Source organism: Streptomyces sp. Y2F8-2 (genome assembly GCF_014905555.1).
Lineage (GTDB): Bacteria > Actinomycetota > Actinomycetes > Streptomycetales > Streptomycetaceae > Streptomyces > Streptomyces cynarae.
On record NZ_BNGS01000002.1, the window covers coordinates 815,553 to 840,603 of the forward strand.

The 25,051-nt window shown below is 71.4% G+C and carries 22 protein-coding genes; 11 read left to right on the top strand and 11 right to left on the bottom strand.

All coding sequences use genetic code 11. The annotated features are described in order from the left end of the window. Positions 1–139 precede the first annotated feature (139 nt). The 6 genes from modA (at position 140) to SY2F82_RS09045 (ending at position 4,947) form a co-directional block, all read left to right on the top strand. Complete coding sequence (modA, locus tag SY2F82_RS09020; protein WP_200418429.1) at positions 140–958, top strand: molybdate ABC transporter substrate-binding protein; 819 nt, start codon at positions 140–142, stop codon at positions 956–958. Then, a complete protein-coding gene (gene modB / locus SY2F82_RS09025) occupies positions 955–1,806 on the top strand; it encodes a molybdate ABC transporter permease subunit (protein ID WP_200418430.1) in 852 nt (283 codons plus the stop codon). Before modA ends, modB begins: the two co-directional genes overlap by 4 nt. Continuing rightward, on the top strand, positions 1,803–2,894 hold the full coding sequence (locus SY2F82_RS09030; RefSeq protein ID WP_200418431.1) for an ABC transporter ATP-binding protein: 1,092 nt from the start codon (positions 1,803–1,805) through the stop codon (positions 2,892–2,894). The genes modB and SY2F82_RS09030 overlap by 4 nt, the downstream gene beginning before the upstream one ends. 200 nt (positions 2,895–3,094) lie before the next feature. Further along, positions 3,095–3,514, top strand: coding sequence for a molybdopterin-binding protein (locus tag SY2F82_RS09035; RefSeq protein WP_200418432.1), 420 nt, complete (start codon positions 3,095–3,097; stop codon positions 3,512–3,514). Between the two features lie 117 nt (positions 3,515–3,631). Beyond that, positions 3,632–4,297 (top strand): DedA family protein, encoded by a 666-nt coding sequence (locus tag SY2F82_RS09040; protein ID WP_200418433.1) that lies wholly within the window; start codon positions 3,632–3,634, stop codon positions 4,295–4,297. After that, positions 4,294–4,947, top strand: coding sequence for a phosphatase PAP2 family protein (locus tag SY2F82_RS09045; protein WP_200418434.1), 654 nt, complete (start codon positions 4,294–4,296; stop codon positions 4,945–4,947). Before SY2F82_RS09040 ends, SY2F82_RS09045 begins: the two co-directional genes overlap by 4 nt. Positions 4,948–5,001: 54 nt before the next feature. Here the strand turns inward: SY2F82_RS09045 and SY2F82_RS09050 are convergent, their stop codons facing one another. Further along, on the bottom strand, positions 5,002–5,979 hold the full coding sequence (locus SY2F82_RS09050; protein WP_200418435.1) for a lysylphosphatidylglycerol synthase domain-containing protein: 978 nt from the start codon (positions 5,977–5,979) through the stop codon (positions 5,002–5,004). After that, the gene (locus tag SY2F82_RS09055) at positions 5,976–7,487 is read right to left on the bottom strand and encodes a hypothetical protein (protein WP_200418436.1); all 1,512 of its coding nucleotides are present in this window, start codon (positions 7,485–7,487) and stop codon (positions 5,976–5,978) included. The genes SY2F82_RS09050 and SY2F82_RS09055 overlap by 4 nt, the downstream gene beginning before the upstream one ends. Before the next feature lie 259 nt (positions 7,488–7,746). Here SY2F82_RS09055 and SY2F82_RS09060 point away from each other — a divergent pair, with 259 nt between their 5' ends. Both SY2F82_RS09060 and SY2F82_RS09065 read left to right on the top strand, forming a co-directional pair. Continuing rightward, positions 7,747–8,148: a BlaI/MecI/CopY family transcriptional regulator gene (locus SY2F82_RS09060; RefSeq protein ID WP_200418437.1), complete on the top strand. Its 402-nt coding sequence runs from the start codon at positions 7,747–7,749 to the stop codon at positions 8,146–8,148. Next, complete coding sequence (locus SY2F82_RS09065) at positions 8,145–9,047, top strand: M48 family metalloprotease (protein WP_200418438.1); 903 nt, start codon at positions 8,145–8,147, stop codon at positions 9,045–9,047. The genes SY2F82_RS09060 and SY2F82_RS09065 overlap by 4 nt, the downstream gene beginning before the upstream one ends. Positions 9,048–9,107: 60 nt before the next feature. Here SY2F82_RS09065 and tatA read toward each other — a convergent pair whose 3' ends face one another. Then, complete coding sequence (tatA, locus tag SY2F82_RS09070; protein WP_200418439.1) at positions 9,108–9,374, bottom strand: Sec-independent protein translocase subunit TatA; 267 nt, start codon at positions 9,372–9,374, stop codon at positions 9,108–9,110. 306 nt (positions 9,375–9,680) lie between these two features. Here tatA and SY2F82_RS09075 point away from each other — a divergent pair, with 306 nt between their 5' ends. Beyond that, positions 9,681–11,102 (top strand): LCP family protein, encoded by a 1,422-nt coding sequence (locus SY2F82_RS09075; protein WP_236041326.1) that lies wholly within the window; start codon positions 9,681–9,683, stop codon positions 11,100–11,102. Positions 11,103–11,109: 7 nt separating this feature from the next. On the opposite strand, the gene SY2F82_RS09080 is transcribed toward SY2F82_RS09075, so the two are convergent. Both SY2F82_RS09080 and SY2F82_RS39670 read right to left on the bottom strand, forming a co-directional pair. Beyond that, the gene (locus SY2F82_RS09080) at positions 11,110–11,784 is read right to left on the bottom strand and encodes a lytic transglycosylase domain-containing protein (RefSeq protein WP_200418441.1); all 675 of its coding nucleotides are present in this window, start codon (positions 11,782–11,784) and stop codon (positions 11,110–11,112) included. Between the two features lie 187 nt (positions 11,785–11,971). Further along, positions 11,972–13,090, bottom strand: coding sequence for a TerD family protein (locus SY2F82_RS39670; RefSeq protein ID WP_200418442.1), 1,119 nt, complete (start codon positions 13,088–13,090; stop codon positions 11,972–11,974). An 804-nt stretch (positions 13,091–13,894) separates the two neighbouring features. On the opposite strand from SY2F82_RS39670, the gene SY2F82_RS09090 reads away from it, so the two are divergent. Then, positions 13,895–14,752 (top strand): hypothetical protein, encoded by an 858-nt coding sequence (locus tag SY2F82_RS09090; RefSeq protein ID WP_200418443.1) that lies wholly within the window; start codon positions 13,895–13,897, stop codon positions 14,750–14,752. A 145-nt stretch (positions 14,753–14,897) separates the two neighbouring features. Then, positions 14,898–15,674, top strand: a complete 777-nt coding sequence (locus SY2F82_RS09095; RefSeq protein WP_200418444.1) for a class F sortase — start codon at positions 14,898–14,900, stop codon at positions 15,672–15,674. 290 nt (positions 15,675–15,964) lie between these two features. Here the strand turns inward: SY2F82_RS09095 and SY2F82_RS09100 are convergent, their stop codons facing one another. The 6 genes from SY2F82_RS09100 to SY2F82_RS09125 all read right to left on the bottom strand — a co-directional run bounded on the left by SY2F82_RS09100 (position 15,965) and on the right by SY2F82_RS09125 (position 24,736). After that, positions 15,965–16,258: a hypothetical protein gene (locus SY2F82_RS09100; RefSeq protein WP_200418445.1), complete on the bottom strand. Its 294-nt coding sequence runs from the start codon at positions 16,256–16,258 to the stop codon at positions 15,965–15,967. 8 nt (positions 16,259–16,266) lie between these two features. Continuing rightward, positions 16,267–16,707: a VOC family protein gene (locus SY2F82_RS09105; RefSeq protein WP_236041283.1), complete on the bottom strand. Its 441-nt coding sequence runs from the start codon at positions 16,705–16,707 to the stop codon at positions 16,267–16,269. A 7-nt stretch (positions 16,708–16,714) separates the two neighbouring features. Then, complete coding sequence (locus SY2F82_RS09110; protein ID WP_200418660.1) at positions 16,715–17,275, bottom strand: hypothetical protein; 561 nt, start codon at positions 17,273–17,275, stop codon at positions 16,715–16,717. Then, positions 17,272–17,916, bottom strand: coding sequence for an alpha/beta hydrolase (locus SY2F82_RS09115; protein ID WP_236041284.1), 645 nt, complete (start codon positions 17,914–17,916; stop codon positions 17,272–17,274). Before SY2F82_RS09115 ends, SY2F82_RS09110 begins: the two co-directional genes overlap by 4 nt. A 1,829-nt stretch (positions 17,917–19,745) precedes the next feature. Further along, positions 19,746–22,130: a SpoIIE family protein phosphatase gene (locus tag SY2F82_RS09120; RefSeq protein ID WP_236041287.1), complete on the bottom strand. Its 2,385-nt coding sequence runs from the start codon at positions 22,128–22,130 to the stop codon at positions 19,746–19,748. Between the two features lie 143 nt (positions 22,131–22,273). Then, positions 22,274–24,736 (bottom strand): SpoIIE family protein phosphatase, encoded by a 2,463-nt coding sequence (locus SY2F82_RS09125; protein WP_200418448.1) that lies wholly within the window; start codon positions 24,734–24,736, stop codon positions 22,274–22,276. Positions 24,737–25,051 lie beyond the last annotated feature (315 nt).

Sequence of the window (25,051 nt, forward strand, 5' to 3'; positions counted from 1 at the left end):
CACACGCCAGCCCGATCCTCGGACAGACCGGCTTGCGCGATGAGAAGGAGCACTTATGGGTCGCATCTGCGCCGGTATGATCGGCGTATCGGAGGGTGTCCCTGCTCCCTCCCGGACGAGCAGAGGGAGTGGACCCGTGATGACCCGTTCCGCGCGCCGGACCCGCCGGATGGTGCAGGTGGCCGGTGCGGGGGCCGCCGCGCTGCTGGCCCTGAGCGCCTGCTCCTCCTCGTCGGACTCCCCCAAGACGGCGGCGTCCGCCGCGGCCCCGTCGCCGAAGCCGTCCGGCACGGTCACCGTCTTCGCTGCCGCCTCCCTCAAGGAGAGCTTCACGACCCTGGGCAAGCAGTTCGAGAAGGAGCACCCCGGCACGAAGGTGTCCTTCAACTTCGGCGGCAGCGACACCCTCGCCGCGAGCATCACCGGCGGCGCCCCGGCGGACGTCTTCGCGGCGGCCAGCCCCAAGACCATGGCGATCGTGACGGACAAGAAGGACACGGCCACCTCCCCGGTCACCTTCGTGCGCAACCAGCTGGAGATCGCCACCCTGCCGGGCAACCCGGACAAGGTCTCCTCCCTGAAGGACCTCACCAAGTCCGGCCTGAAGGTCGTCCTGTGCGACAAGACCGTGCCGTGCGGGGCCGCCGCACAGAAGGCACTGGCCGCGAGCGGTCTGAAGCTGACGCCGGTGTCGTACGAGCAGGACGTCAAGAGCGCCTTGACCAAGGTGGAGTTGAAGGAGGCCGACGCCGCGGTCGTCTACCGGACCGATGTGAGGGCGGCGGGTGACAAGGTGCAGGGCGTGGAGTTCCCCGAGTCGGCCAAGGCCGTCAACGACTATCCGATCGCCCTGCTCAAGGACGCGCCCAACGCCGAGGCGGCGAAGGAGTTCATCGCGCTGGTGACCTCCGCCGAGGGCCGCAAGGTGCTGACCGAGGCCGGGTTCCTGCAGCCGTGACCCGGATCGACGCGTCCGACGCCGCGGCCGACACCCTGGTGGGCGGACCGCGGCGCGGACGTGTCCGCCGGCCCGGCGTTCCGCTGCCGCTGCTGCTGCCCGCGCTCGTGGGCCTGGCGTTCCTGCTGCTGCCGCTGGTGGCGCTGCTCGTGCGGGCGCCCTGGCACACCCTGCCGGACCAGTTGACCAGCGCGGAGGTGTGGCAGGCGCTGCGGCTGTCCCTGGTGAGCGCCACCGCGGCGACCGCCGTGAGCCTGGTCCTCGGGGTGCCGCTGGCCTGGCTGCTGGCCCGAACGGACTTCCCGGGCCGGGGATTCGTGCGGGCTCTGGTGACCCTGCCGCTGGTGCTGCCGCCGGTGGTGGGCGGCGTGGCCCTGCTGCTGGCGCTCGGGCGCAACGGCGTGGTGGGGCGGTGGCTGGACTCCTGGTTCGGGATCACGCTGCCGTTCACGACGGCCGGTGTGGTGGTCGCCGAGGCGTTCGTGGCGATGCCGTTCCTGGTGATCAGCGTCGAGGGCACGCTGCGGGCCGCCGATCCGCGCTACGAGGAGGCCGCGACGACACTCGGCGCGTCCCGCTTCACCGCGTTCCGCCGGGTGACGCTGCCGCTGATCGCACCGGGCGTCGCGGCCGGCGCGGTGCTGGCGTGGGCGCGGGCGCTCGGCGAGTTCGGGGCGACGATCACCTTCGCGGGCAACTTCCCGGGCCGCACGCAGACCATGCCGCTGGCCGTCTACCTGGCCCTGCAGAACGACCCGGCGGCGGCGATCGCGCTGAGCCTGGTGCTCCTCGCGGTGTCGATCGCGGTCCTGGCGGGACTGCGGGACCGCTGGATGACGGCGTCATGACCCACACCGACCGGACCACCCCCCGCAGCACCGCCACCGGCGTACGCGGCGACGGCCTCGACGCGCGGATCGTCGTCGAGCGCGGTTCCTTCCGGCTCGACGTGGCGCTGGCCGCCGCGCCCGGGGAGGTGGTCGCGCTGCTCGGGCCCAACGGCGCCGGGAAGACCACCGCCCTGCGCGCGCTGGCCGGGCTGGTCCCGCTCTCCGGAGGTCATCTGCGGCTCGACGGGGCGGCGCTGGAGCGCACTCCGCCCGAGGCGCGCCCCGTCGGCGTCGTCTTCCAGGACTACCTGCTCTTCCCCCACCTGTCGGCACTGGACAACGTGGCCTTCGGTCCACGCTGCCGGGGCGCGTCCAAGGCCGAGGCGAGGGCGGTCGCCGCAGGGTGGCTGGAGCGCATGGGGCTCGCCGAGCACGCGGGCGCCAAGCCGCGCCGGCTCTCCGGCGGCCAGGCCCAGCGTGTCGCGCTCGCCCGGGCGCTGGCCACCCGGCCCCGGCTGCTGCTGCTCGACGAACCGCTCGCCGCGCTCGACGCCCGCACCCGGCTGGAGGTGCGGGGCGGACTCCGCCGCCATCTGGACGAGTTCGAGGCGGTGGCCGTGCTGGTCACCCACGATCCGCTGGACGCGATGGTCCTGGCCGACCGACTGGTGGTCGTGGAGCACGGCCGGGTCGTCCAGGAGGGCACCCCCTCCGACATCGCCCGCCGTCCCCGCACCGACTACATCGCCCAGCTCGTCGGGCTCAACCTGTACCGGGGGACGGCGCAGGGGCACACCGTACGGCTCGACGCCGGTTGCTCGATCACCACTACGGAGGACCTGTCCGGACCCGTCTTCGTGGCGTTCCGGCCGAGTGCGGTGACCCTGTACCGGGACCGGCCCGACGGCTCCAGCGCGCGCAACCTGTGGCGCTGCGAGGTGGCGGGGCTCCAGACGCACGGCGACCAGATCCGCGCCGACCTCACCGGTGAGCTGCCCCTGGCCGCGGACCTGACCACTGTCGCCGCCGCCGAACTCGGCGTGCACCCGGGCGCCACGGTGTGGGCCACGGTCAAGGCGGCACAGACGCACGCCTATCCGGCCTGAGGTGCGGCCGAGACGTACCCGGCCTCAGGCGCGGACCAGGCGTATCCGGCCTGAGGCGCGGGCCGAGACGTATCCGGCCTCAGGCGCGGGCCGAGACGTATCCGGCCTGACGCGCCGCCCGGAGACGGCCCGCGCATCCCGCTACCGTGGGACCGGCCAGGACAGAATCAGCCATTCTCCACATTCCGCGAGGGCCGCCCATGAACCTGAGCATCCGCAACCAGATTCCCGGCACCGTCACGTCCGTCACGCCGGGCGAGGTCATGGCAGCCGTCAAGGTCAGGTTGGACGGTGGGCAGGACGTCACGGCGGCGGTCACCGCGGAGGCCGTGGACGAGCTGAACCTCGCTCCGGGCGCCTCCGTGTACGCCCTGGTCAAGTCCACGGAGGTGGCGCTGGCCACCGCGGCGCTGGAGGGCGTTTCCATCCGTAACCAACTGCCCGGTACCGTCGACCGCGTCACCACGGGCGGGGCCATGGCATCCGTGAAGGTCACGATCGTGGGCGGGACGATCACGGCCGCGATCACCAAGGACGGCGCGGAGGACCTCGGCCTCCTGCCCGGCTCCTCGGTCGTCGCGCTGATCAAGTCCACGGAGATCTCACTCGCGACGCCCTGAAAGGAACGTTCGCCACCCGAACATCGTCTACAGTTCCGTAGACGTCTACACGAATGTAGTCAGCCGCCGGGTGACGCCGCGTCGCGCCCGGTCTCCGCACCGGAAGGGCTCGCGCCGATGGCCACCTCCTTGTTCCTGGGATCACAACTAGCGGTGAACGTGCTGGACGCCCAGTCCCTGCTCGCCGCTTTCGGGGTGCTGGGCGTGGGTGTGGTGATGTTCGCGGAGACCGGCCTGCTGATCGGATTCTTCCTGCCCGGCGACTCCCTGCTGTTCACGGCGGGCCTGTTGTGCACCGGCTCGGGGCAGGACGGGGTGAAACTGTCGCTGCCCGCGCTGCTGGTCGCTGCGGCCGTGGGCGCGCTCGCCGGGTCGCAGTGCGGTTATCTGCTCGGCCGCAAGGCGGGCGGTGCGCTCCTGACCCGCAGCCGCTCGGCCCGCCTGCACGAGGGCGCGCGCCGCGCCGAGGAGCTCCTGGAGCGGTACGGACACGCGAAGGCGATCGTCCTGGCCCGCTTCGTGCCCGTGGTGCGTACGGTGCTGAACCCGATGGCGGGCGCGCTGCAGGTGCCGGTGCGGACCTTCACCGTCTGGCAGGTGGCCGGCGGCCTCCTCTGGAGCCTCGGCCTCACCCTCGCCGGGTACGCGCTCGGCTCGTCGGTGCCGAACGTCGACAAGTACCTGCTGCCGATGGTCGCGGTGATCGTGCTGATCTCCCTGATCCCGGTCGCCCTGGAGGTCCTGCGCTCCCGCCGGGCCGCGAAGGAGGGTGTCCGCGGATGACGTACGCCTTCGACGGTGCCCCGATCGACGGCTGGGCCTACACGGACGTGGTGGACCTGGCCCGCCGTACCCCCTCGTGGCTGGACGCACTGATCTCCGCCTGGTCGACGTACGGGCTCGGGGTGTTCGCCGTGCTGATGGTCCTCGCCTGGTGGCGTGCGCGCCGCACCGGCTCCGGGGCGGCGCTGCTCGCCCTCGCGGTGCCGCTGCTGGTGGTGCTGGCCTACGCCGTGAACTCCGTGCTGAAGCTGCTGGTCCGCGAGGACCGGCCCTGCCAGAGCCTGCACGTGGTCACGCTGGAGGCGTGTCCGGCGCCGGGCGACTGGTCGTTCCCGAGCAACCACACGGCGATAGCCGCAGGGGCCGCGGTCGCCCTGTTCTTCGTCTCGCGCCGGATCGGGTACGTCGCTCTCGTGGCGGCCGGTGCGATGGCGGTCTCCCGGGTCTGGGTCGGCGCCCACTACCCGCACGACGTGGTGGCCGGGTTCGTGGTCGGCGCCCTGGTCGCCTCGCTCACGATGATCCCCCTCAGCCGCCGCCCGTACGCCCTGGCCCACCGCCTGGAGACCACTCGGCTGTATCCCCTGCTGGTGGCGTCCACGGCGACCCGCCGGGACACCGCCCCCGAGCGGACCGGCACTCCCACGTAGCGCCCGGACCATGCGTCTCGGGCTCCCCGGTCGGCCGCCCGGCGGGCACCACTGTCACAGCACCCTGCGCCGTACCAGCAGGCCGAGCACCAGCAGCCCTGGCAGCAGCGGCAGCCAGACCGTCAGCAGGCGGTAGCCGAGGACCACGGAGGCCGCCGCTGAGCCGGGTGCGCCGCTGAGCGAGAGGGCGAGGGCGAGGGCGGCGTCCAGCCCGCCGATGCCGCCCGGGGTCGGCAGCAGGACCGCCGCGCTGCTCGCCACGAAATAGGCCAGCGCCACCCGCCCGGGCGGCAGCGGCACGGCGAGGGACCGGGTCACCGCGATCACCACCAGCGCGTGCAGTGACGCGAAGGCGAGCGAGCCGCCCCACAGGGCCAGCGCCCGCCCGGGCAGCCGGTGCACCGCCCGCACGTCCGCCAGTACGGCCCCGGCGGCACGGCGCACCGGCCCGATGAGCAGCAGCGTGAGTGAGGCGGCCACCAGGACGGCGACCACCGCCAGGACCGTGGAGGCGCGCGGCAGGCGCAACAGCCCGGGCCCGGCGAGCGCGAGGGCGGCGATCAGCGCGCCGCGCGCCATGCCCCCGGCGGTGGCCTTGACGGCGAGCGCGGTCGCCGAGCGGGTCACCGGCAGCCCGCAGCGGGTCAGGAAGCGCAGGTTGACGGCGCCCGCGCCGACGCCCGCGGGCAGCAGATGGTTGGCGGCGGACGCGGCGAACTGCACCGCCACCAGCCGCCCGCCGGGCAGCGCCTCGGGCACCGCGCCCTGCTGGGCGAGCGCCGAGCACGCCCAGGTCGCCGTCGCGGCCGTCGCCCCGAGCAGCAGCCAGCCGGGGTCGGCACCGGTGAGCCGGTCCGCGCCGGACGCGATCACCGGCCAGTGGCGCAGGGCGAGCAGGGCCGCGGCGGCGAGCACGGCGAGGGTGAGAACCGCCTGCCAGTGGGCGCGGCGGCGCAGGATCGCGGTCCCGGTCCGGGCGGTCGCCGCCACTCTGGTGTCAGGCGCCGCCTCGGTGGCCGCCGGAGGACTCATCCGCGTCCGCCCCTCGCCGTGGGCGAGACGAGGATGCGGACGCCGTCGACGGTGTGCGCCTCCCAGCCGCGGGTGTACGACGGCGGGCGGCCGTCGGGGGCGCCCAGGTAGGCCACGGGGATGCGCCCGGCGGTGCTCGCGATGCCCGCGGCGGTGGTGTTGGCGTTGTGGCCGCTGGTGGCCGCGGAGGCACAGCCGGCGTAGAAGGCGATGGGGACGGCCTCGTTCCCGGTGAGCAGGCAGGGCGGGCGGACCCCGAGCCGGTGCAGTTCGGCTGCGGTGCGGGACCAGCCCTGGTGGTCGGCGGTGGTGCGGGCCACCGTGCGGTGCAGCACCGCGAATTGGACCGCCAGATGCCCGGCGAGCCCGATCGCCACCAGCGTCGCGGTGACCGGGCGCCACCGGCCGTCGGGCCCGGTGACCAGGTGCAGGAGAGCGTCGGCGACGGGGATCGCGAGCAGGGCGTAGGAGGGGAGCAGGAAACGGGGCGCGGCGTAGCCGATGAGGAAGAGGTACGGGAAGGCCGACGTCGCCGCGCACGCCAGGGGCACGAGGGTGCGGGAAGGGGCTGCCGGGCGGCGGGCCCTGAGCGCGACGGCCGCCGCGAGCACGGCGAGCAGGGGCAGCACGAACCACCAGGCGGTCACCGCCGGGTTGGGCAGCGGGCCGGCGCACGGGCGGCACAGGGCGCGCCCGCCGAGGCTGCGCAGCTGGTCGCCTATGGCGATGCTCCAGCCCAGGCCGCCCTGTATCCGGGAGCCCTCGGCGAGGCGGTGCAGGAGGCTGCCGTAGCCGACGTAGGCCTCGATGATCCACTCGGCCGCGCCGGCGACGAGCCCGCACACCAGGGCCAGCAGCAGCCGCAGCCTGCGCCACCGGGGGAAGAACAGCGTCAGGGCCAGCAGCGGCGCGGTGATCCAGGCACCGTCGGTGGGCCGCATCCACGTCATCAGCGCCGCGGCCGCGGCGAGTCCCCACAGGGCCGCCCGGTCGGTGCTGTCGGCGTGGGTGCGCAGGAAAAAGCCGGTGCCGGCCAGGGCACCGATCGCGACCCAGTAGTTGGGCATGACCTGCGGGCCGTAGAACAGGGTCACCCACAGGCTCGCGAACAGGGCGCCCCCGAGGGCGAGGACGCGGGGCGGGAACAGCCCGCGCCAGACGCGCAGCGCGACGAACAGGGCGGCCGAGGAGAGCACCGCCAGATAGACCCTGAGCAGTGCGGTGGAGGAGGACCACCAGGTGACGGGGGCGACCAGCAGCGATATGCCCCGCGCGCGGGGGGCGCTGAAGTACGCGGCGGGGGCGTGGGCGCTGATCTGGCTGACATAGACCGTCTCGTCCCAGCCGAGTCCCATGCCCGGCTGTACGAGGACGAGCTGGGCCAGCGCGAAGGCGCCCGCGACCGCGGCGATCAGGCCCTGGCCGCGGTCCCGCCACGACATGCCGGCGACCGACGGCGCTGCGAGCCGGCGGACGCCTGCGAGCGTGGTGCGCGAGCTGTTGGCCATGACCCACCTCTCACCCCTACGGGCCGCAGGGGCATCACACCCTACAAGCCGTAGGGTCGACGATGGAAATCAGGAAAGAAGCAGGTAAAACACGGACAAGCTAACGCGCGCGGCCACGGGGTGCAGCGCGAAAACGGCGGTCACCCCGCCTGCTCGTGGGCGCTCTTGCTCCGATGGAGTGAACCGGGCCGTGGCGGTGCGCGGGCGGCACGACTCCGCCACCGCCGACGAACCCCCTACGCGCTGTAAGGTTGCGGGCATGGTCGGCAGAGGCCCTGGGGGCAGGGCGGAACGACGCAGCAGCGGTGAGCTGGAGAGCGAGGTGCTCGCGACGCTGTGGGCCACCGAGGAGGCGCTCACCCCGGCCGAGATCCAGGCCGAGATCGGCGGCGGCCTCGCCTACAACACCGTGCACACCATCCTCAAACGGCTGTACGACAAGGGGCTGGTGCTGCGGGACGTGGACGGGCGGCGCGGCGCGTACCGTCCCGCGAAGAACGCGGCCGAACTGACCGCCAAGGCGATGCACGAGGCGCTGGACCGCGGCCCTGACCCCATCGCCACTCTCCAGCAGTTCGTCTCCGGCCTCAGCCCCGAGGAGGAACAGGCGCTGCGCGACCTGCTCGGCGGGCGCCCCCTCCGCCAGGGCGATGGCGCATGAAGATCGACGTCTACATTCCGCTCCTGCTGTCGCTGCTGCTGGCCTCCCTCAGCCCGCTGGTCGGCCGTCGGGTGGCACCCGCGCTCGCGGCCCGGGTACTGACGGCCTCCGCCGTGTTCACCGCGGCCGCCACCGTCTGGTCGCTGCTGCTGCTCGCGATCACCCTGGTGGGCCAGGTGCCGCCGGTCGCCGCGGACGCCCGCGAGGACGGCCACCGACTGCCGGACCCGGTCCCGGAGGCGATCGCCGTCGCCGCCGTCCTGACTCTCGCAGGGGTGGCCCTGCGCGTGTACCGGGCCGTCCGCGCGGAACGCGTGACGCGCCGCACGCTGCGGGCCCTGTGCGCCGGACAGCCACCGGAGACGGAACTGGTCGTCGCCGCCTCACCCGTGCCGCGGGCGTTCGCCATCCCCGGCGGTGGCGGCACGCCGGGCCGGATCCTGGTCACCTCGGCGATGCTCAGCGCACTGGAACCGGCGGAGCGCCGGGTGCTGCTGGCGCACGAGCGGGCGCATCTGACCCACCGGCACGCGCTCCTGTCGACGGCCGTGGCGCTCGCCGCGGCGGCCGATCCCCTGCTGGCGCCCGTCCACACCACGGTGACGTTCCTGGTGGAGCGGTGGGCTGACGAGCGGGCGGCCGACGCGGTCGGGGACCGTGGCACCGCGGCCCGCGCCCTGGCGCGCGCCGCGCTCAGCGCCGGGCGACGCGGTCCGGCGTGCGCGTTGACCTTCACCGACCGCGCGGTCACCCGCCGCATCGCCGCCCTCCAGGCGGGCCCTCCCCCGCACCTGTGGCCGCTGGCCGCGACCACACTGGCGCTGGGCGCCCTGCCGGCGCTGGGGGCGGCGGACGCCACGGGGGATCTGCTGCAACTGCTGGGGAACGCGCTGGTGTGACACGGCTCGACCCCTCAGGCATCTGACGCTGCGTCAAATTCCGGGCGTTACCAAGAGAGTTCAGTGGGCCGCGCCGCTCTCCCCCACCGGGCGGGCCGAGGCCGTCTCTCCGGGAGCCGCCTGGATCAGGCGCTGCGCGGACGGCTCGGCCGAGGCGGAACCTGCGGCGTCGCCGTCCTCCTTCATGGCCTTGGCCTCGCTCTTGAGGATGCGCATCGACTTGCCCAGCGCGCGAGCGGTGTCCGGGAGCTTCCTGGAGCCGAACAGCAGGATGATGACGATCGCCACGATCAGCAGGTGCCAGGGTTCCAGGCCGTTGCGGAGCATCCCCGCCCACCCCTTCTCTTCCTCGAACCGAGGTGCCCGCCGGGCGCGTGGCACCACCTGAGATTATTGCTACATTGCGCAACTGTACAACCATCAGGTGGGGCCGGTCGTCCCCTCCGTATGAGTCTCACGGATGAGGGCGCAGCCATGCCGACGAGCCGCCAGGCCACCCCCTCCCGCCACCGCCACGGGAGCGAGCCCCCGAGCCACCGCCGCGGCAGCGAGCCCCCGAGCCACCGCCGCGGCAGCGAGCCCCCGAGCCACCGCGGCGGTGCCGCACGGCGCCGCAAGCGGGGCCCGCTTCGCATGGCCCTGGCCGTCGCGCTCACCGTCGTGGTGCTCGGTACGGCCGGCCTGGGATGGATCTACCTCAAACTGAACGGCGACATCGACACCTTCGACGCCGGGGGGCTGTCCAAGAACCGACCGGAGGCCGGGGCGTCGAAGGGCGAGAACGTCCTCGTCATCGGCACGGACGCGCGCACCGACGGCAACTCCGCGCTCGGTGGCGGCGACAGCAACGACATAGGCCGCTCCGACACCACCTTCCTGCTGCACATCCACGCCGACCACCGGCACGCCGTCGCCGTCTCGATCCCCCGCGACACACTGGTGACCATCCCGCCGTGCAGGCTCCCGGACGGCACGTGGACCAAGGCACAGCCGAACACGATGTTCAACGCGGCCTACTCGGTCGGGGAGACCGCCAAGGGCAACCCCGCCTGCACCCAGAACACCGTCGAGAGCCTCACCGGGCTGCGCGTCGACCACACGGTCGTCGTCGACTTCAAGGGTTTCGCGGCCCTGACGGACGCGGTCGGCGGGGTGCAGGTGTGCGTGCCGCAGAACGTGTACCAGAACGATCTGAACCCCGACCTCAGCACCCGGGGCGCGCTGTTGTTCAAGAAGGGCGTGCAGACCGTGTCGGGGCAGAAGGCCCTGGACTACGTGCGCATCCGGCACGGCATCGGCGACGGGTCGGACATAGGCCGGATCAAGCGTCAGCAGGCGTTCGTGGCCGGTCTGATCAAGAAGGTGAAGAGCGACGGGCTCACCCCGGCCAACCTGCTGCCGCTCGCCGAAGCCGCCACCAAGTCCCTGACCGTCGATCCCGGACTCGGCTCGGCTAACAAGCTGATCTCCTTCGCGATGTCGTTGAAGGACATCGACCTGCACAACACCAAGTTCGTCACCATCCCCTGGCGGTACGTCGGCGAGCGCGTGGCGATCGTCGAACCGGACGCATCTGAGCTGTGGGCCGGGCTCAGGGCGGACCGCACGATCGACGGCAAGAACGCCGCCGGCACGAAGGGCAAGGCCGCCGCCTCGGCCTCACCGAGCCCGAGCGCGGACGTTTTCGGGGCCGGTATCGACGTCGCGGTCTACAACGGCACCACCACCGGCGGCCTGGCCTCCCGCGCCGCGGCCACCCTGACCCGGCACGGCTTCACGGTCACCGGTACCACCAACGCGAGCAGCCAGGACCACGCCACCACCGTCATCGAGTACGGCGCGGGCCTGAAGACCCAGGCCGAAACGGTCGCCCGGCTCTTTCCCGCCGCACAGCTGCAGCCCCTCACCGGCGCAGGCATCGATGTCGTCCTCGGCCGGTCCTACGCCACCGCCGCCCCCTCGGCCTCCCCCACACCCACCGCGCTGCCCTCCTCGGTGGCGGCCGACGCCCGCTCCGCCGACGACGACCCGTGCTCCGACCTCTCGTACGGGTGACAGAACGCTACGCGCCGACCGCCTGGCCCGCCTTCGTCCAGTCGGCGTGCAGGCGGTCGAGGTAGGAGCGGGCCTGGGTGCCCGGGGTCGCTCCGCGCGCGAAGGCGAGCATGTTGCCCACGCCGGCGTTGTAGCCGAGGGCCAGCAGCTCGTCCTTGGTGTAGGAGGCGGGCCAGGTGGCGGGCAGTTGGGCGGCCAGGTCGTGCAGGTACCAGGCCGCGGACTCGATGGCCAGGTCCCGGTCGTCGGGCAGTTCCTCCCAGCGACGGCCGGCGAAGTCCCGGCCCTGTTTGACCGCGTCGAAGGTGGCGCGGTGCATGTTGGCGATGCCGAAGGAGGCGTCCGCCTTGTACTTCTGCCAGGCCCGTTCCAGGGCCGGATCGTGCGGTTTGTAGGCCTCGTTGTAGAGGATCGCCATCAGCAGCCGGGCGTCGACCCCCGCCTGGCGGGCCCGGGCCCGGACCTGCGGGGCGTAGTCGGCCGGGTCGTACGCCGACGCGCTCTTCGACGCGGAAGGACTGCGCGAGGGGGAGGCGGAGGACGGGGTGGGGGCGGGGGTGGACGCAGCGGCCGGGGGCGGCGCGCTGGACTGCGGAGTGCCGGCGGCACGGACGATGACGTACAGGGCGAGGGCCAGCACCAGCACGGGAAGCCACTTGCGCCGCAGCCGGGACTCGGCCATCTCTCGCCCCTCTCCCCCTGCTCCTTCGCACCCGGGGAACCGGTGGGCACCCGACGCACCGCGTGCCCGTACCGAAACGTACTCCCGCCCCTTCTACACCCGGCGCATCAAGGCCCGTGTGAGCGACCATCGGTGGCGTGCGCGGGGCACGGAACCCGAGGTCCCCTCCGGTTCGCCGCCCGCACCGTCATTCCTCGTAGTAGTTGTTGACCACGACCTCCGGTTCGTCGTCGTCGAACGCCTCGTTGAGCAGCGCACCGCCGATCAGTCCGGCAGCGCCCGCACCGATGAGCGCGCCCGTGCCGAAGCGGCGGCCGCCCCCGTGCTGGTGGTGGTCCGTGTACTGGTCAGGATGGCCCTGCTGCGGGTAACCCTGCTGCACGGGCTGCGGGTAACCCTGCTGCACAGGCTGCGGGTAACCCTGCTGCACGGGCTGCGGGTAGCCCTGCTGGGGCGGGGTGTAGAACGGCGGCACCGTCGTCTGCACGCGCTGCGCACAGCCGCCGCAGGTCTGGATCTGCCGGGGCACGCCCCACTGCGGCGACCAGGTCACCGTCGTCGTGCCGGGGCCGTGGGTCGGGTCGAAGAAGCACGTCACGGGGGAACTCCCTGGGGGTTGCGGCGGCGCGGTGGGCGCCTGCGGCTGCGACTGCGGGACGGTGGCGGGCGCGGACGGAAATGACGGACCGGTCTTCGCCGCGGACTCCGGGACGGTGACGGGTGGCGCCGGGCTCCCGCTCTCCTTCAGCACGTTCACGCCGTAGTCGGTGGCGATGCCCGCAAGTCCGGAGGCGTAGCCCTGGCCGACGGCGCGGAACTTCCACTCCGCGCCGTGCCGGTACAACTCGCCGAAGACCAGGGCGGTTTCTGCGGACAGAGCGGCGGTCGTGAGGTCGTAGCGGGCCAGTTCGGCGCCGCCGTCCTCGTCGACGACCCGGATGTGGGCGCCGCCGAGGTCTTCGAAGGCCCGGCCGCGGGCCGGGGCGTCGTGGAGCGACACCAAGAAGACGATCTTCGTGACCTCACCCGGGACTCCCAGGAGGTCGACGTGGATCTGCTGGCCGTCCCCATCGACCGGGCCGCCGCTGCCGGAGTGACGGACCGTACCGTCCGGGCTGCTCGGGTTGTCGAGGAAGACGAAGTGCTCGTCGGACAGCACCTTGCCGCTCCGGTCGCACAGCAGTGCGCCGGCATCCGGCTCGTAGCCCGTGCCCGTCTGCCAGCCCAGTCCCACCGTCACGGCAGTCAGGCCGGGGGCCTGCTTGCTCAGCGACACGTTGCCGCCCTTGGTCAGGGCCACACCCATCGACGTCCTCCACGGCCAGTCGTCTCGTCGTCCGCGTCCATCATGATCGACGCTTCCGGACGCCCATCAGTTCCCGGATTGCGCAAGAGACAAAGCAAGCGAGGGGTACCGTCACCCGGGCGGCGCCATGCGGACCCGCCGCGGGTGGACCGGGGGCACGCGCGCCCTCCGCAGGCGAACCAGGGGCGTGCGCGCCATCACGATGCGCCCCCCCTCCAACCAAGGCCCCGAGGATCTCCCCGCGGTCACCGCATCCGCCTCGGCACGGTCGCCGGCGTCCGCCCGGGCCGGAGCGCGGCCCGCCCAGTATGGGCGGGCCCGCCGGGGGATCCGCCCCCGACGTCGCCGCCCGTAACCCGACGCGACCCGATCGGCGCCATCGCCCCGAAATCGACGACCCAAGGATCCTGACGGTGCGTCGCGTGACGCGCGACTCGTGCTCAAGTCACGCAACTCACAGCCAAGTTGGATATGCATCGAACATGTCTTCGCACCCGGAGCCGTCGGCGGCCCGGTCGCGCGGAGACCTGATGTCGCGTCATCGGCGGGACGAGCGCGGCACATCGATGTCCGGACGCACGCTCCCCCGCGTCCATTCGTGGTCGGACTAGTACTGACGGGTGTGCTGCCGACCGGGTTACTTTTCGGCCCGCAGGCACCCGGAGGGAGTACGAGCTAGCTCGCTTGCCGTGTTCTGCGGTGGTGAGAGGCGGTCCTCGGGTTGAAGGTGATCACGTCACCACTGCGATTTCCCGTGCCGGCGTGGTGTCGGCCTTCGTGGTGGCGATGAAAGGACTACCTCTCATGCGAGCGACCCGGACCATGTTCGCCTCCGCGGCGATCGCCGCTGCCGTCGTGTTCTCAGCTCCCGCCGCGTACGCCCTGTCGGCGCCCGAGCTTCGGGCCGCGGACGGCGGTTCCTACGGCGAGGAGCACGGCGGCCACAAGGGCAAGGAGCACGGCCACCACAAGGGCGAGGAATCCAAGGACGAGGAGTACGGCGGCAAGAGCGAGGAGTACAAGGGCGAGGAGAACGGCGAGGAGTCCAAGGGCGAGGAGCACGGCGGCAAGAGCGAGGAGTCCAAGGGCGAGGAGAACGGCGAGGAGTCCAAGGGCGAGGAGTCCAAGGGCGAGGAGTCCAAGGGCGAGGAGCACGGCGGCAAGAGCGAGGAGTACAAGGGCGAGGAAAAGAGCGAGGAGGGCAACAACGACAAGGGTGGAGCGTCGAAGGGCAAGGAGAACGGTCGTTCGAAGGACCAGCCGCGCGGCGGGGTGAAGGCCGGTGGCGGCGCCCTCGCCATGGCCAAGCAGGAGGAGGGCGGCTGGTCGGGCGAGGACGAGCAGTCCTCGCAGGACGACGAGCAGGGCGGCGAGCACGCCCGTGGCGGCTCGCGGTCGAAGGGCGATGAGGAGGAGGGCGCGAACGGGAGCGAGGAGCGTGCGAGCGGGCGCGAGGAGGGCGCGAACGGGAGCGAGGAGGGCGCCAGCGGGCGCCAGGAGGGCTCGTCGAAGCAGCCCCGCGGTGGGGTGAAGGCCGGTGGCGGCGGGCTGGCGGAGTCCGGCAGCGGCCTGGCCGCGGGCTCGGTGCTGCTCCTCGGCGGCCTCGGCGCGGGAGCGTACATGCTGCGGCGCCGGGGCGCGTCGAGTGTCGCCGGTGCCTGATCGGCGGCCCTCGCCGATTGCTGCGCGGTCGCGGCCGCTGTCGCCCCGGAAAGGGTGACGGCGTCCGCGGCTGCGGCGCTTGTGCCGGCCGCTGCCGGCCCCTGAAGTCCGACCCTCGCCCCCGTCGATGAAGAGGCATTGTCCGATGGCCCCCTCGCAGCCCACCCCACCGGATCGGCCGCAAAGCGGAACCGCGCCCCGCCGTACGGCCGGCCGAGCACTGCTGTGGCCGGCCGTGGCGGTCGGGCTGGGCGTTCTGCTCATCCACAACTCACTGACCGGCACCCCGGCGGACCCCAAGCCGGCGGCCCCGCCCGCGGTCGCCGTCTCGCCCGCCAATCTGGACCCTCCCGTGGACGCCGCTCCGCCCGTGGACGCCGCCCCGCCCGCGGCCGTCACCCCGGTGGCTCCGGGGCCGGACGCGACGGCGAGCCCTCAGAAGCAGGGGCTGCCGCGGTCGGCACCGAAGCGGATCGAGATTCCGCAGATCGGGGTGGACGCGCCGTTCACGGAACTCTCCCTGGGGGCCTCCGGGCACCTGGACCCGCCGCCGGGCAACAACACCAACCTGGTCGGCTGGTACCGGGGCGGCGCCTCGCCGGGCGAGCGGGGCACGTCGATCGTGGTGGGGCACGTCGACACCAAGACCGGCCCGGCGGTGTTCGTACTGCTGCGCACCCTCAAACCGGGCAGCAAGGTGGACATCACCCGTGCGGACGGCACCGTCGCCAGGTTCAAGGTCGACTCGGTCGAGACCTTCAGGAAGGCCGGCTTCCCGGACAACCGGGTGTACGCCGACGCCCCGACCCCTCAGCTCCGGCTGATCACCTGCGGCGGCGACTACAACCGCAGCGCCCACGACTACGAGGCCAACGTGGTGGTCTTCGCCCATCTCGCCTCGGTCAAGCGCCCGGCGGCATGACCACGCGGCGGGGCGGACGGGCGTCCCCGGACACCTGGTGACCGGTCGTCCGTGACGCGGTGCTGTCCGCGCCCGCCTTTCGGCCGGCGCGGACAGTGCCGTTCTTGTTGTCGGCCAGTCGTCGAGGGTCACGACGACCTTCTCGACAACACCCGGCGTCAGTGCCAGCTCGAAGGCGCGGTCCGCCTCCGTGAAGGGCCTTGCCGGAGTTCGGCGCCACCGACATCGTCACCGAGCGCAGCGAGCCCACGAGGGTCCAACGCCGTTGACAAGGACGTCAGCTTCGTCGGTCACTCCAGCACGCTGTCGGCGCCGATGCCGTCCGACAGTTCCTTGACGCGGGCGATGGCTTCCCAGTCACCGACACCGACACCGACACCGACACCGACACCGACACCGACGTCAACGACCGCATCGGCGCCGCCTACCGCGCCAAGTGCGGCCGCTACGGCGCCGGTTGCGTCAACCCGGTGGTGGCCTCCCGTGACACCGCCCTCAGGCTCGTCCCGACCGGCTGAGCCGCCCGAACCCGTCCACTCCTCCCACAGGAGAGACACCCCTTGCTCGGTCTCGAACTTAGCCATCCGTCCGCTCACGTGGGCGGTTCCGTCCCGGCCTGCTCGCTCACCATGTACCGCGCGTACCAGTCCGGCCAGTCCGGGTCCTCCGCACCGATGCGCGCCTCGTGCTCGCCGTGCGCCGCCGCGGCCCGCCGCAGGGCGCCCGCCAGGTCCTCGGCCGAGGCGAACGAGGTGGTCGCGGGATCCAGCCGTCCCGGAAGCCGTGTGGTGACCTCCTGCAGGAGCCAGTCGTTGCCGTCCGGGTCACTGAACGAAAGGAAGGAGCCGTAGCTGCCGCGTTGCGGATCAGGACCGGGCACCCGGGCGTCGGTGCCGGCGTGGTGGAATCCGCCGCCGGCGTCGCGGAACACATCGCTCGGGTCGGCGCCGTGCCGCGTCAGCTCGTCGCGGGCGGCCTCGATGTCGTCGACGATCAGGTGCAGGCCACGAGCCGAACCCGGGGCCTGGAACAAGCTCAGCTCAGAATTGCTGCTGCTTGGCTCCCGGGGGGAGGAAGCAAGGGGTGGAGACGGAGAGCCGGAGAGTGCCGGGAGGGTTTACCGAGTCCGCGATGAGCGAGTAGCCCTCACTGTCGCTTCTGCCGTACATGATGGCTTCAGGCGTTGTCGGGCGCTCGGTGTGACTGGTGATGCGGACCCCGTGTTGCTCAAGCGCTTTACGAAGCTTGCGGATGGCGGGGATGTGCTGCTCTTCGGGGAGCCTGGCATAGCTGGTATAGGTGAGCGTGTACCGCCCGTCCTCGGCCACTTCGTCCTTCTGGCCTACGCAAGTGTCGAAGCGCTTCCTCGGCTCGGGATCACCGGAGATCTCGACATCGGCATAGCGCGCCATGGTCGAGGTGTACTCCTTGGCCCATGCCAGAGATTCCGCCCTGCTCTTGCGAGGGAGGGGTTTGTTGATGTCGTCGGTCTGCCGGGACATGCAGGCTCCGGTGAAGATGGTGGTCGTGATTGCCAGGGCGGCTATGAGGGCGCGCTTGTGACGCATCGTTCTCGCTTTTGAATAGCGGGGGGTGATCACAGGTGTCCGGGTGGTTGGGCCGGCATCGAGGGGGGAGGACTGTATGCGCTCGGCTGGCGGCCGGCGATGATCCGGCCTTGGTTTGCCAGGCTTTTGCTCATGCCTTCACTGTTTTCATCCCAGTAGCCGCTGTGGCCGCTGGTGTCTGTTTCGAACCGTGTAGCGCCGAAGTAGTCGGAAGTCACGTTATGACCGACGCTCAGGTCTTGAGCATCTCTGACAGGGTCGTCTTCAGCCAGACCCACACAGACATGGCTCGGGTCAATATTGAGCTCTTCAGCTCTGTCCACGGTCATGCCGGGGCTGCCGACAACAGCAATGTTGTCCGCGTCCAAACCGTCGTCTCCGGCTGCTGCCGCACCTACAGCGGTGGATCCGTAACTGTGGCCCAGCACAGTGAGGTTTGCCCTCTCGCCCTCATGGGAGGCGCGTAGGCCGTGGGTGAAGTCCCTCAGGTCCTGGGCGCCGTCTTCGGCTCGGCCTGGGCCGGCGACATCGAGGTTGTTGGCCTCGCTGATCGGAATCTCAGGGGCGTCGTAGCCCAACCAGTACACCATTGCGGTATCCGCCGTGGGATCTGCTTCCCCAGCCGAGTCCTGCAGCTTGCTGACGCGCTCCAATTGCCCACGTGTGGAGTCCATCGTGGTTGCGGTGCCGGGACTTGGACACCGACGTTGTCGGCGGTGTCCGGGTTGCCCATGGCTATGATGGCCCGCCCGTCGTCCTTTGAGTCGTAGCCGAGGAGGTACAACTCCTTGCCCTTGGGCGCGGCGTCCGCGGCTTCGAGCTGGTCGTTGAGCACCTGGAGGTTGTGCAGGCGCCTGCTGACTGTTTCGTCACTCTCTCCCGGGAACCCTTCGTCCCAGTTGCCCTCCTGGATCAGATTGAGTTCCTGGGCGAGGGCCGTGCGATTGGCGTCGTCGCGTACATTCGACGGCAGACCGTCGGTCGCGCCGATCTCCTTCGGGTAGAGCGTGGTGTAGGCCTGGCGCTCCTCGGGGCTGAGGGCCTTCCACCACTCGGCGGCGGCCTTCGGGTCGTCGTCGGGGATCTGCGGAGGCTGGACGCCCACCGCCTTCATGGCGTTCTTGACGTCCTGGGCGGATTCGGCTGCCGCGTCATGGCTGAGCGGGTCGGTGAGGATGCCACCGTTCAGCTCAGCGAGGGCCTTCGCACCGTCATCGCTTGCCTTGTGCGCGGCGGTCAGGGCCTCGTCGATGGCCGCGCGGTGCTCTCCCAACAGGGCACTGCGGTCCGCGATGATCTGCCGTGCGTCGGGGTCCTGGCGTGGCAGGCCGGTGGTCGTCGGATCGCTGACCTCACCGTCACCGTCGACCTCGAAGTGGTCCTCTTCCGCACGCCGCACCGCGTTGCGGAGGTCCGTCTGGGCCTGCTCCATCCAGAACTTCGTGGTGTCCAGGACCTCGGCGATGGCCATGGCCTCCGTCTCGACCACACCGATCCGTAATTCGACGTCCTCCAGATAGAAGAGGGCCGCGTCGGCGTCGTCGCCCTTCCAGGACTGGTGCAGTGGTCCCGTCACCTGCCGACGGTGGCGGTCCGTGAGGGAGTCCATGGTCGTCGACAGGTTGCGCCAGGCCCTGGCCGCGACTTCCAGGTCGGAGAAGTCCTGTTTCATCAGCCGGGAGAAGTCAGAAGCCACGTCGGCTCCCGCTCGACCAGCCCAAGGGTCTTTCGAGGCACAACAAGCCGGCGCAACCAGACATGAGGCAACCCCCGTTGCTACTCACTCACGAGTTCGAGGCGCTCAGCCTAGCCGAAGCCTTCTCCACACAGGGACGAACTCGATCTTCATCTCCGGCCGACGACACGCAGCGGCAACCGCCACTCCGGCTCCCCATGACGTCGGAGCGCTCCCGTGCCCCCGGTTTGGTCAGCAGCGCTTCCAAGTAGTGGTCCCGCACCGGGTGTTCGGCGCCGCAGCCCGGCAGCGGCCGACGGCAGGCGATCTTCTCGTCGGCCGTCATGGACGGTCATCCCGGTCGCCGTCAAGACGCTGCACGCCGAGCATGCCACCGTCCCCCGGATCCGGCAGAGCTTCGTGCATGAGGTGCAGGCCGCGCCGCGCGTCAGCGGGCGTCACACCGTGCCGGTGATCGGCGCCGACACCGAGGGTGAGAGCCGCTGGTTTGCGGTGCCGTGCTCGGGACATGCGGTCCCACCGCCGCCGGCCTCGACGAAAACCCAGGTCAGGCACCCTTCGCAACAGGCTCAAGAATAGTCACGCACTCCACGTGCGCCGTCATCGGAAACATGTCGGCCTGCGCCCGCCACGAGAAAGGGCAGGTCAGACGCGGTTTTTCGACTCGCTCTATGGCGCGCGGGCATCCGGAGCGTCAAACGAGCGTCACGGCCGACAGCCCTTCCTCCTGCTGGGGGCGGAACCAGCTCACCGACTCGCATGGCAGGCTGCAGCCCGCTCACTGGAGACGCCGAGCTCGGGGCGTGATCAGTGAGCGTGCCCGATGGGCTGTTCGGACCAGATGGTCTTGTGGTTCTGGCCATGGCGGCAGCCCCAGCGCTCGGCGAGTTGGGCGACGAGGAACAGGCCGCGTCCTCCCTCGTCGGTGGTTCGGGCGCGACGCGGGCGGGGCTGGGTGCTGCTGGAATCGGTGACCTCGCAGATCAGGACGTTGTGACGGATCAGTCGCAGCTCCGCCGGTGGGCGACCGTGGCGGATCGCGTTGGTGACCAGCTCGCTGACGATGAGTTCGGTGGTGAAGAGCAGGTCGTCCAGTCCCCACAGGGTGAGTTGGCGGGTCGCCCATTCCCGGGCCTGGGAGACCGCCGCCGGATCGGCCGGGATCTGCCAGTGAGCGGTGTTCTCCACGGGTACGGCGCGGGTGCGTGCCAGCAGCAGGGTCGCATCGTCACGCGGTGCTTCGTCCACCAGGTCGGTGACGATTGCCTGGCCGGTCTCGTCCAGAGTGCGGTTCGAGCGGTGGGAGGTGGTGAGCGCATGGGTCAGCCGTCGGAGCCCGCCATCGGTGTCGTCGTCCGCCTCTCGATCGACCAGGCCGTCGGTGTAGAGGGCGAGAACGCTGCCTGGCTCGAGGTCGATCGTGGTGGTCTCGTACGGCATGCCGCTGACGGCGAGTGGTGGTCCGGGGACAATGTCGACGGCTTCGGCGGTCCCGTCGGGCCGGACCAGGACGGGTGGCAGGTGGCCGGCACTGGCCATGGCGCAGCGTCGGGTGACCGGGTCGCAGACCGCGTACAGGCAGGTGGCGCCGACGGTGTCGTGTTCGTCGGACGGTGCTTCGGCCGCAAGGCGCTGGACCAGGTCCGCGATACGGGTGAGCACCTCGTCCGGTTCCAGTTCGAGGTCTGCGAGTGTCTGGATGGCGGCGCGCAGGCGGCCCATGGTGGCGCTTGCGCGTATGCCGTGGCCGACCACGTCTCCGACGACGAGGGCTAGCTGGAGGGAAGGCAGGGCGATGGCGTCGTACCAGTCGCCGTTGGTGCCCGCTCCCCCACTTGCGGGCCGGTAGACGCCGGCGGTCTCGGCTGCCGGTGTGTCGGTCGTGGCCGGAGGAAGCAGGCTCTGTTGCAGGGCCATGGCCGCCCGGTGCTCGCGCGTGTAGCGGCGGGCGTTGTCGATGGCGAGTGCTCCCCGGGAAGCGATCTGACGCATGAGATCCGTCTCGTCCTCGGTGAAGGGTTCGGACAGGCCGGTGCGCCAGATCACGATGGCGCCGAGGGTGAGGCCGCGGGCGTAAAGGGGGGCCGCCATCACCGCATGGGCGTCGTGCGGGATGAGGTGTTCGGCCAGGTGCGGGCCGCCGAGCAGGGCGGCGAAGTCGTCCCGACTGCAGACGACTGTCTCGCCATGCTGGAAACTGCGCAGGAGGGGGTGGTCGGACAGCGGGGGGACTAGGTTGCCGTGCTCGATGCCGGCGGGCCATGCTGCGGTGGCGGGCGCCAGGCCCGCGTTGCGCAGATGCAGATCTCCGCCGCCCAGCCGCTCGGCGGGCTCGTCACCGTAGAAGACGGACTGCGCGAGGTCGACTGCGGCGAGTTCACCGAAAGCGGGTACGAGTACGTCCGCAAGGTCCTGTGCGGTGCGCACGACGTCCAGGGAGCCCCCCACCCGCTCGGCGACCTCTCGGGCGAGATCCAGCTGCCGGCGGGCGCGCAGCTCAGTGTCGTCGATGTAGAGCGCTGCGACCCCGGTGGGACGTCCGCGCGCGTCCTCCAGGCGGAAGGCGGACAGTGACAGCGCGTGCCGCCGCGCCGGACGGTGCCGCAGGCTCACTTGCCGGCTCCTGTGGACCACCGGAACCCCCGTCTCGAGTACCTGGCGCAGTACCGCCTCGAGGTTCTCGGCGTCCTCGGCGCACAGCACGTCGCACAGCCGGGTGCCGGGCTGTACCGGACGGCCGTCGAGAGCGTCCTGCGTGGCATTCGTCTGCACGGTGGTGAGGTCTGTGTCGTGCAGAGCGATGGTGATCCGGTGCTGTGCGGACAGGGCCCGCAGGAGCGCCGCGCCGTGCTGATGGTCGGCGACGTGATGGGTGGCCGCCGCCAGCACGAGGAGCTCCGCCGAGGTGCCCAGCCTTGTGGTCCGGAAAGTGACGTCGACGGTGTGGCCGCACCGGTGCCACAGCCGTACCTGGCCGAACGCCGGCGCGTGCGTGGCCCCGCTCAGGTCGTCCGGGAGGTCGGCCACCAGTTCCCGCACGGGGCGGCCGTGGACATCGTCGGCGGGAAACCCCGTCAGATCCTCTGCTGTCCCGGTCCACCCCACCACCACGCCTCGATCGTCGAGCACCGCGGCCGCCAGGCCGTCCAAGGCGGAGATGCTTCCGCCGGGACGGGCACCGGAGTCGCTCATCGCTCCAGGGGAGGCACCTGCCGAGGCGGCGTTTTCAACGTTCACTGGGTGGTCCATGTCTCTGGCTTCCTTATGAGAGTCCGCGGCTACGGGAGACCGACATGCGCGGACGTTCGCTGTCGGCCGCCCGGCTCGCCGACGGGTCACCGGGCGCCGGCCGTGGAGGGCAGGTCCTGTTCGGCCCAGACGACCTTGCCGTCCGTTGCGGAGCGGGAGCCCCATCGGCGCGAGAGCTGTGCGACCAGGTGGAGGCCGCGGCCGTGCTCGTCGAGCGTGTGGGGATGGCGGGGGCGTGGCTGGCCGTTGTTGCTGTCGGAGACCTCGCACGTCAGCACCCGGTGCTGGATGAGCCGTAGGCGGCTCGGGCCGTCGCCGTGGCGGATGGCATTGGTGACCAGCTCGCTGACGATCGACTCCACGGGCGTCACGAGCGGCTCCAGACCCCAGTCCCTGAGCTGACGGGCGGCCAGGCGCCGGGCTGTCGGGACGGTGACCGGTTCGTTCGGCAGGTCCCAGGAGGCGACCTGAGCGGGCTCGAGCGCGCGAGTCCGGGCAAGGAGCAAGGTGACATCGTCGGCCGGTGCGTGGCCCCGCAGGCCCTGCATCGCTCGCGAGCACATGTCCTCCAGCGACCCACCCGGCTGGGCCAAGGCGGTGCACAGGCGGCGCAGGCCGACGTCGATGTCTTCGTCGCGGGACTCCACCAGCCCGTCGGAGTAGAGGGCGAGCACACTTCCCTCGGGCAGTTCCAGTTCCACGGACTGGAAGGGCACCAGCCCGAGGCCGAGGCCGAGCGGGGCTCCGGCGGGCAGGTCGGGGACGGTGACCTCGCCCTGTGCACCGACGATCAGGGCCGGTGGATGCCCGGCCCGCGCCATCGTGCACCGCCGGGTGACCGGGTCGTAGACGGCGTACAGACAGGTGGCGCCCACCACCGTGGTGGCCTGCCCGGAGTCATCGGTGTCCTCGTCGTTCAACCGTCGGACCGTGTCGTCGAGGTGTGCCAGCAGTTCGTCAGGGGGAAGGTCCAGGTCGGCCAAGGTGCGCACGGCGGTGCGCAGCCTGCCCATGGTCGCCGCGGCGTTGATGCCGTGTCCGACGACATCGCCGACGACGAGGGCCACCCGGGCGCCGGACAGCTCGATCACGTCGAACCAGTCACCCCCCACGCCGTGGTCCATGTCGGCCGGCACATATCGCGAGGCGACCTCGACGGCTGCACCGCCCTGCACCCGATGGGGCAGCAGGTCGCGTTGCAGCGTGAGGGCGGCGGTGCGTTCACGGGCGTACTGGAGCGCGTTGTCCAGGCAGAGCGCCGCGCGGGTGACCAACTCCTCGGCGAGGAGCAGGTCGTCCTCCTGGAACGGCGTCTGCTCCACGGAGCGGCCGAACAGCGCCAGTCCCAGCACGCAGCGCCGCGCACGGATGGGTACCACCATCAAGGAGTGGACGCCGCTGTCACGCACCTTCTGAGCCCGCACCGGGTCGTGGTCGACCCAGGGACCTGAACGGGTGTCCAGCACCGGCTCCAGGTAGGACCGGCCCGTGCGTACGGCGGCGGTGAACGGCGAGTCCGGGTGGGTGTGGACCACCTCTTCACGCACCCACGGCAGCTCCAGGACACCCAGGTCGACGGAGGCCACACCGGCGCGGCGCATCAACTGTGGACGGCCACTCCCTGTGCCGATCCGTGCCGACGGCTCGACGCCGAACGGAACAGACTCCACCAGATCGACGAGGGCGTGGTCGGCCAGCAGCGGTACGGCCAGCTCGGCCAGTTCCTGCCCGGTCCGCATCACGTCTAGGGTGCTTCCGATGTGCGTGCTGGCCTCGCTGAGGATGGCGAGGCGGTCACGCGCACGCCTGTTCCCGGTCACGTCCACGGTCATGGAACACACGCCCAGGGGCGTGCCGTCCGCGCCCTGGAGGCAGAAGAACGAGGCCGAGAACGCATGCTCACGGCGCCGATCCGCAGGCGGCCACGCCCGGTACTCGTGCACCGTCGTGGTACCACTCTCCAGCACCTGCCGCATCACCACCTCGAGGGCTTCGGCCTCGATGGCGGGCAGCGAGTCCTTCAGGCCGCGCCCGAAGCGTCGGTGACGAGGCACGCCGTCGTGACACTCCATGGCGTCGTTCACCCAGACACAGCGCAGCCGCGTGTCATAGACGACGATGCCGATCGGGGCTCGGGCAAGGAGTGATTCCCGCACCGGCCCTCCGGTCGCCCCCGAGGACAGGGAACCTATCTCGGTCACGGACACCAGCCACCGGTTGCCCGCGTCCTGCCCCCACAACAACGAGACCCGCAGCGTCACCCTGAGCGTGCGGCCGCCGCGGTGGCGTATCGCTGCCGTCCCCGACCAGCCACCCCGCGCACGGCACTGTTCGGCGAACTCCGAGGCCCTCGGGGCCTCCTCGGGCGGCGGCAGCAAGTGTACGGCGGACCGGCCCACCACCTCCCCGGCCGCATACCCCACAAGCTGCTGCGCTGCCTGTGTCCACCCCACCACCGTGCCCTCGGCGTCGACGACCGCTATCGCGGCGTCGGGCACCTCACGGGGGCACGCCGGCTCGGCGAGGGCGGTCTGGTCGGTGTACGTCATCGCGGTTCATCCCATCGGTGCGGAGGTGAAGAGAGCGTCGGCACGAGGCGCGGCGGCTCTGTGTGCAGCGGTAGTGAACGGCGTTGTCCGGTTGAGCGGCACACGTGGGGCATGTGTCTGGATGCGATATTCTGCCCACTTATGATGAAATAATCAGATATAGTCCTTTCATCGTCAAGCTCCTCGTCGGAATTGATTGAACGATCAGGAGTGTGGGACGAACATGTGCAAGCCCGGATGATCGGGCTCAGCACCCCGCCGCCGTGCCTTCGACTCAGCGCCTAGCTGCAGCGCAGGCAAGCCTGGGGGACGGCA

Bases quoted from the DNA above. Each gene is read 5' to 3' on its own strand.
- modA (WP_200418429.1), top strand. From the start codon at position 140: ATGACCCGTTCCGCGCGCCGGACCCGCCGGATGGTGCAGGTGGCCGGT.
- SY2F82_RS09030 (WP_200418431.1), top strand. From the start codon at position 1,803: ATGACCCACACCGACCGGACCACCCCCCGCAGCACCGCCACCGGCGTA.
- SY2F82_RS09035 (WP_200418432.1), top strand. From the start codon at position 3,095: ATGAACCTGAGCATCCGCAACCAGATTCCCGGCACCGTCACGTCCGTC.
- SY2F82_RS09040 (WP_200418433.1), top strand. From the start codon at position 3,632: ATGGCCACCTCCTTGTTCCTGGGATCACAACTAGCGGTGAACGTGCTG.
- SY2F82_RS09045 (WP_200418434.1), top strand. From the start codon at position 4,294: ATGACGTACGCCTTCGACGGTGCCCCGATCGACGGCTGGGCCTACACG.
- SY2F82_RS09050 (WP_200418435.1), bottom strand. From the start codon at position 5,979: ATGAGTCCTCCGGCGGCCACCGAGGCGGCGCCTGACACCAGAGTGGCG.
- SY2F82_RS09055 (WP_200418436.1), bottom strand. From the start codon at position 7,487: ATGGCCAACAGCTCGCGCACCACGCTCGCAGGCGTCCGCCGGCTCGCA.
- SY2F82_RS09060 (WP_200418437.1), top strand. From the start codon at position 7,747: ATGGTCGGCAGAGGCCCTGGGGGCAGGGCGGAACGACGCAGCAGCGGT.
- SY2F82_RS09065 (WP_200418438.1), top strand. From the start codon at position 8,145: ATGAAGATCGACGTCTACATTCCGCTCCTGCTGTCGCTGCTGCTGGCC.
- tatA (WP_200418439.1), bottom strand. From the start codon at position 9,374: ATGCTCCGCAACGGCCTGGAACCCTGGCACCTGCTGATCGTGGCGATC.
- SY2F82_RS09075 (WP_236041326.1), top strand. From the start codon at position 9,681: ATGGCCCTGGCCGTCGCGCTCACCGTCGTGGTGCTCGGTACGGCCGGC.
- SY2F82_RS09080 (WP_200418441.1), bottom strand. From the start codon at position 11,784: ATGGCCGAGTCCCGGCTGCGGCGCAAGTGGCTTCCCGTGCTGGTGCTG.
- SY2F82_RS39670 (WP_200418442.1), bottom strand. From the start codon at position 13,090: ATGGGTGTGGCCCTGACCAAGGGCGGCAACGTGTCGCTGAGCAAGCAG.
- SY2F82_RS09090 (WP_200418443.1), top strand. From the start codon at position 13,895: ATGCGAGCGACCCGGACCATGTTCGCCTCCGCGGCGATCGCCGCTGCC.
- SY2F82_RS09095 (WP_200418444.1), top strand. From the start codon at position 14,898: ATGGCCCCCTCGCAGCCCACCCCACCGGATCGGCCGCAAAGCGGAACC.
- SY2F82_RS09100 (WP_200418445.1), bottom strand. From the start codon at position 16,258: ATGGCTAAGTTCGAGACCGAGCAAGGGGTGTCTCTCCTGTGGGAGGAG.
- SY2F82_RS09115 (WP_236041284.1), bottom strand. From the start codon at position 17,916: ATGGACTCCACACGTGGGCAATTGGAGCGCGTCAGCAAGCTGCAGGAC.
- SY2F82_RS09120 (WP_236041287.1), bottom strand. From the start codon at position 22,130: ATGAGCGACTCCGGTGCCCGTCCCGGCGGAAGCATCTCCGCCTTGGAC.
- SY2F82_RS09125 (WP_200418448.1), bottom strand. From the start codon at position 24,736: ATGACGTACACCGACCAGACCGCCCTCGCCGAGCCGGCGTGCCCCCGT.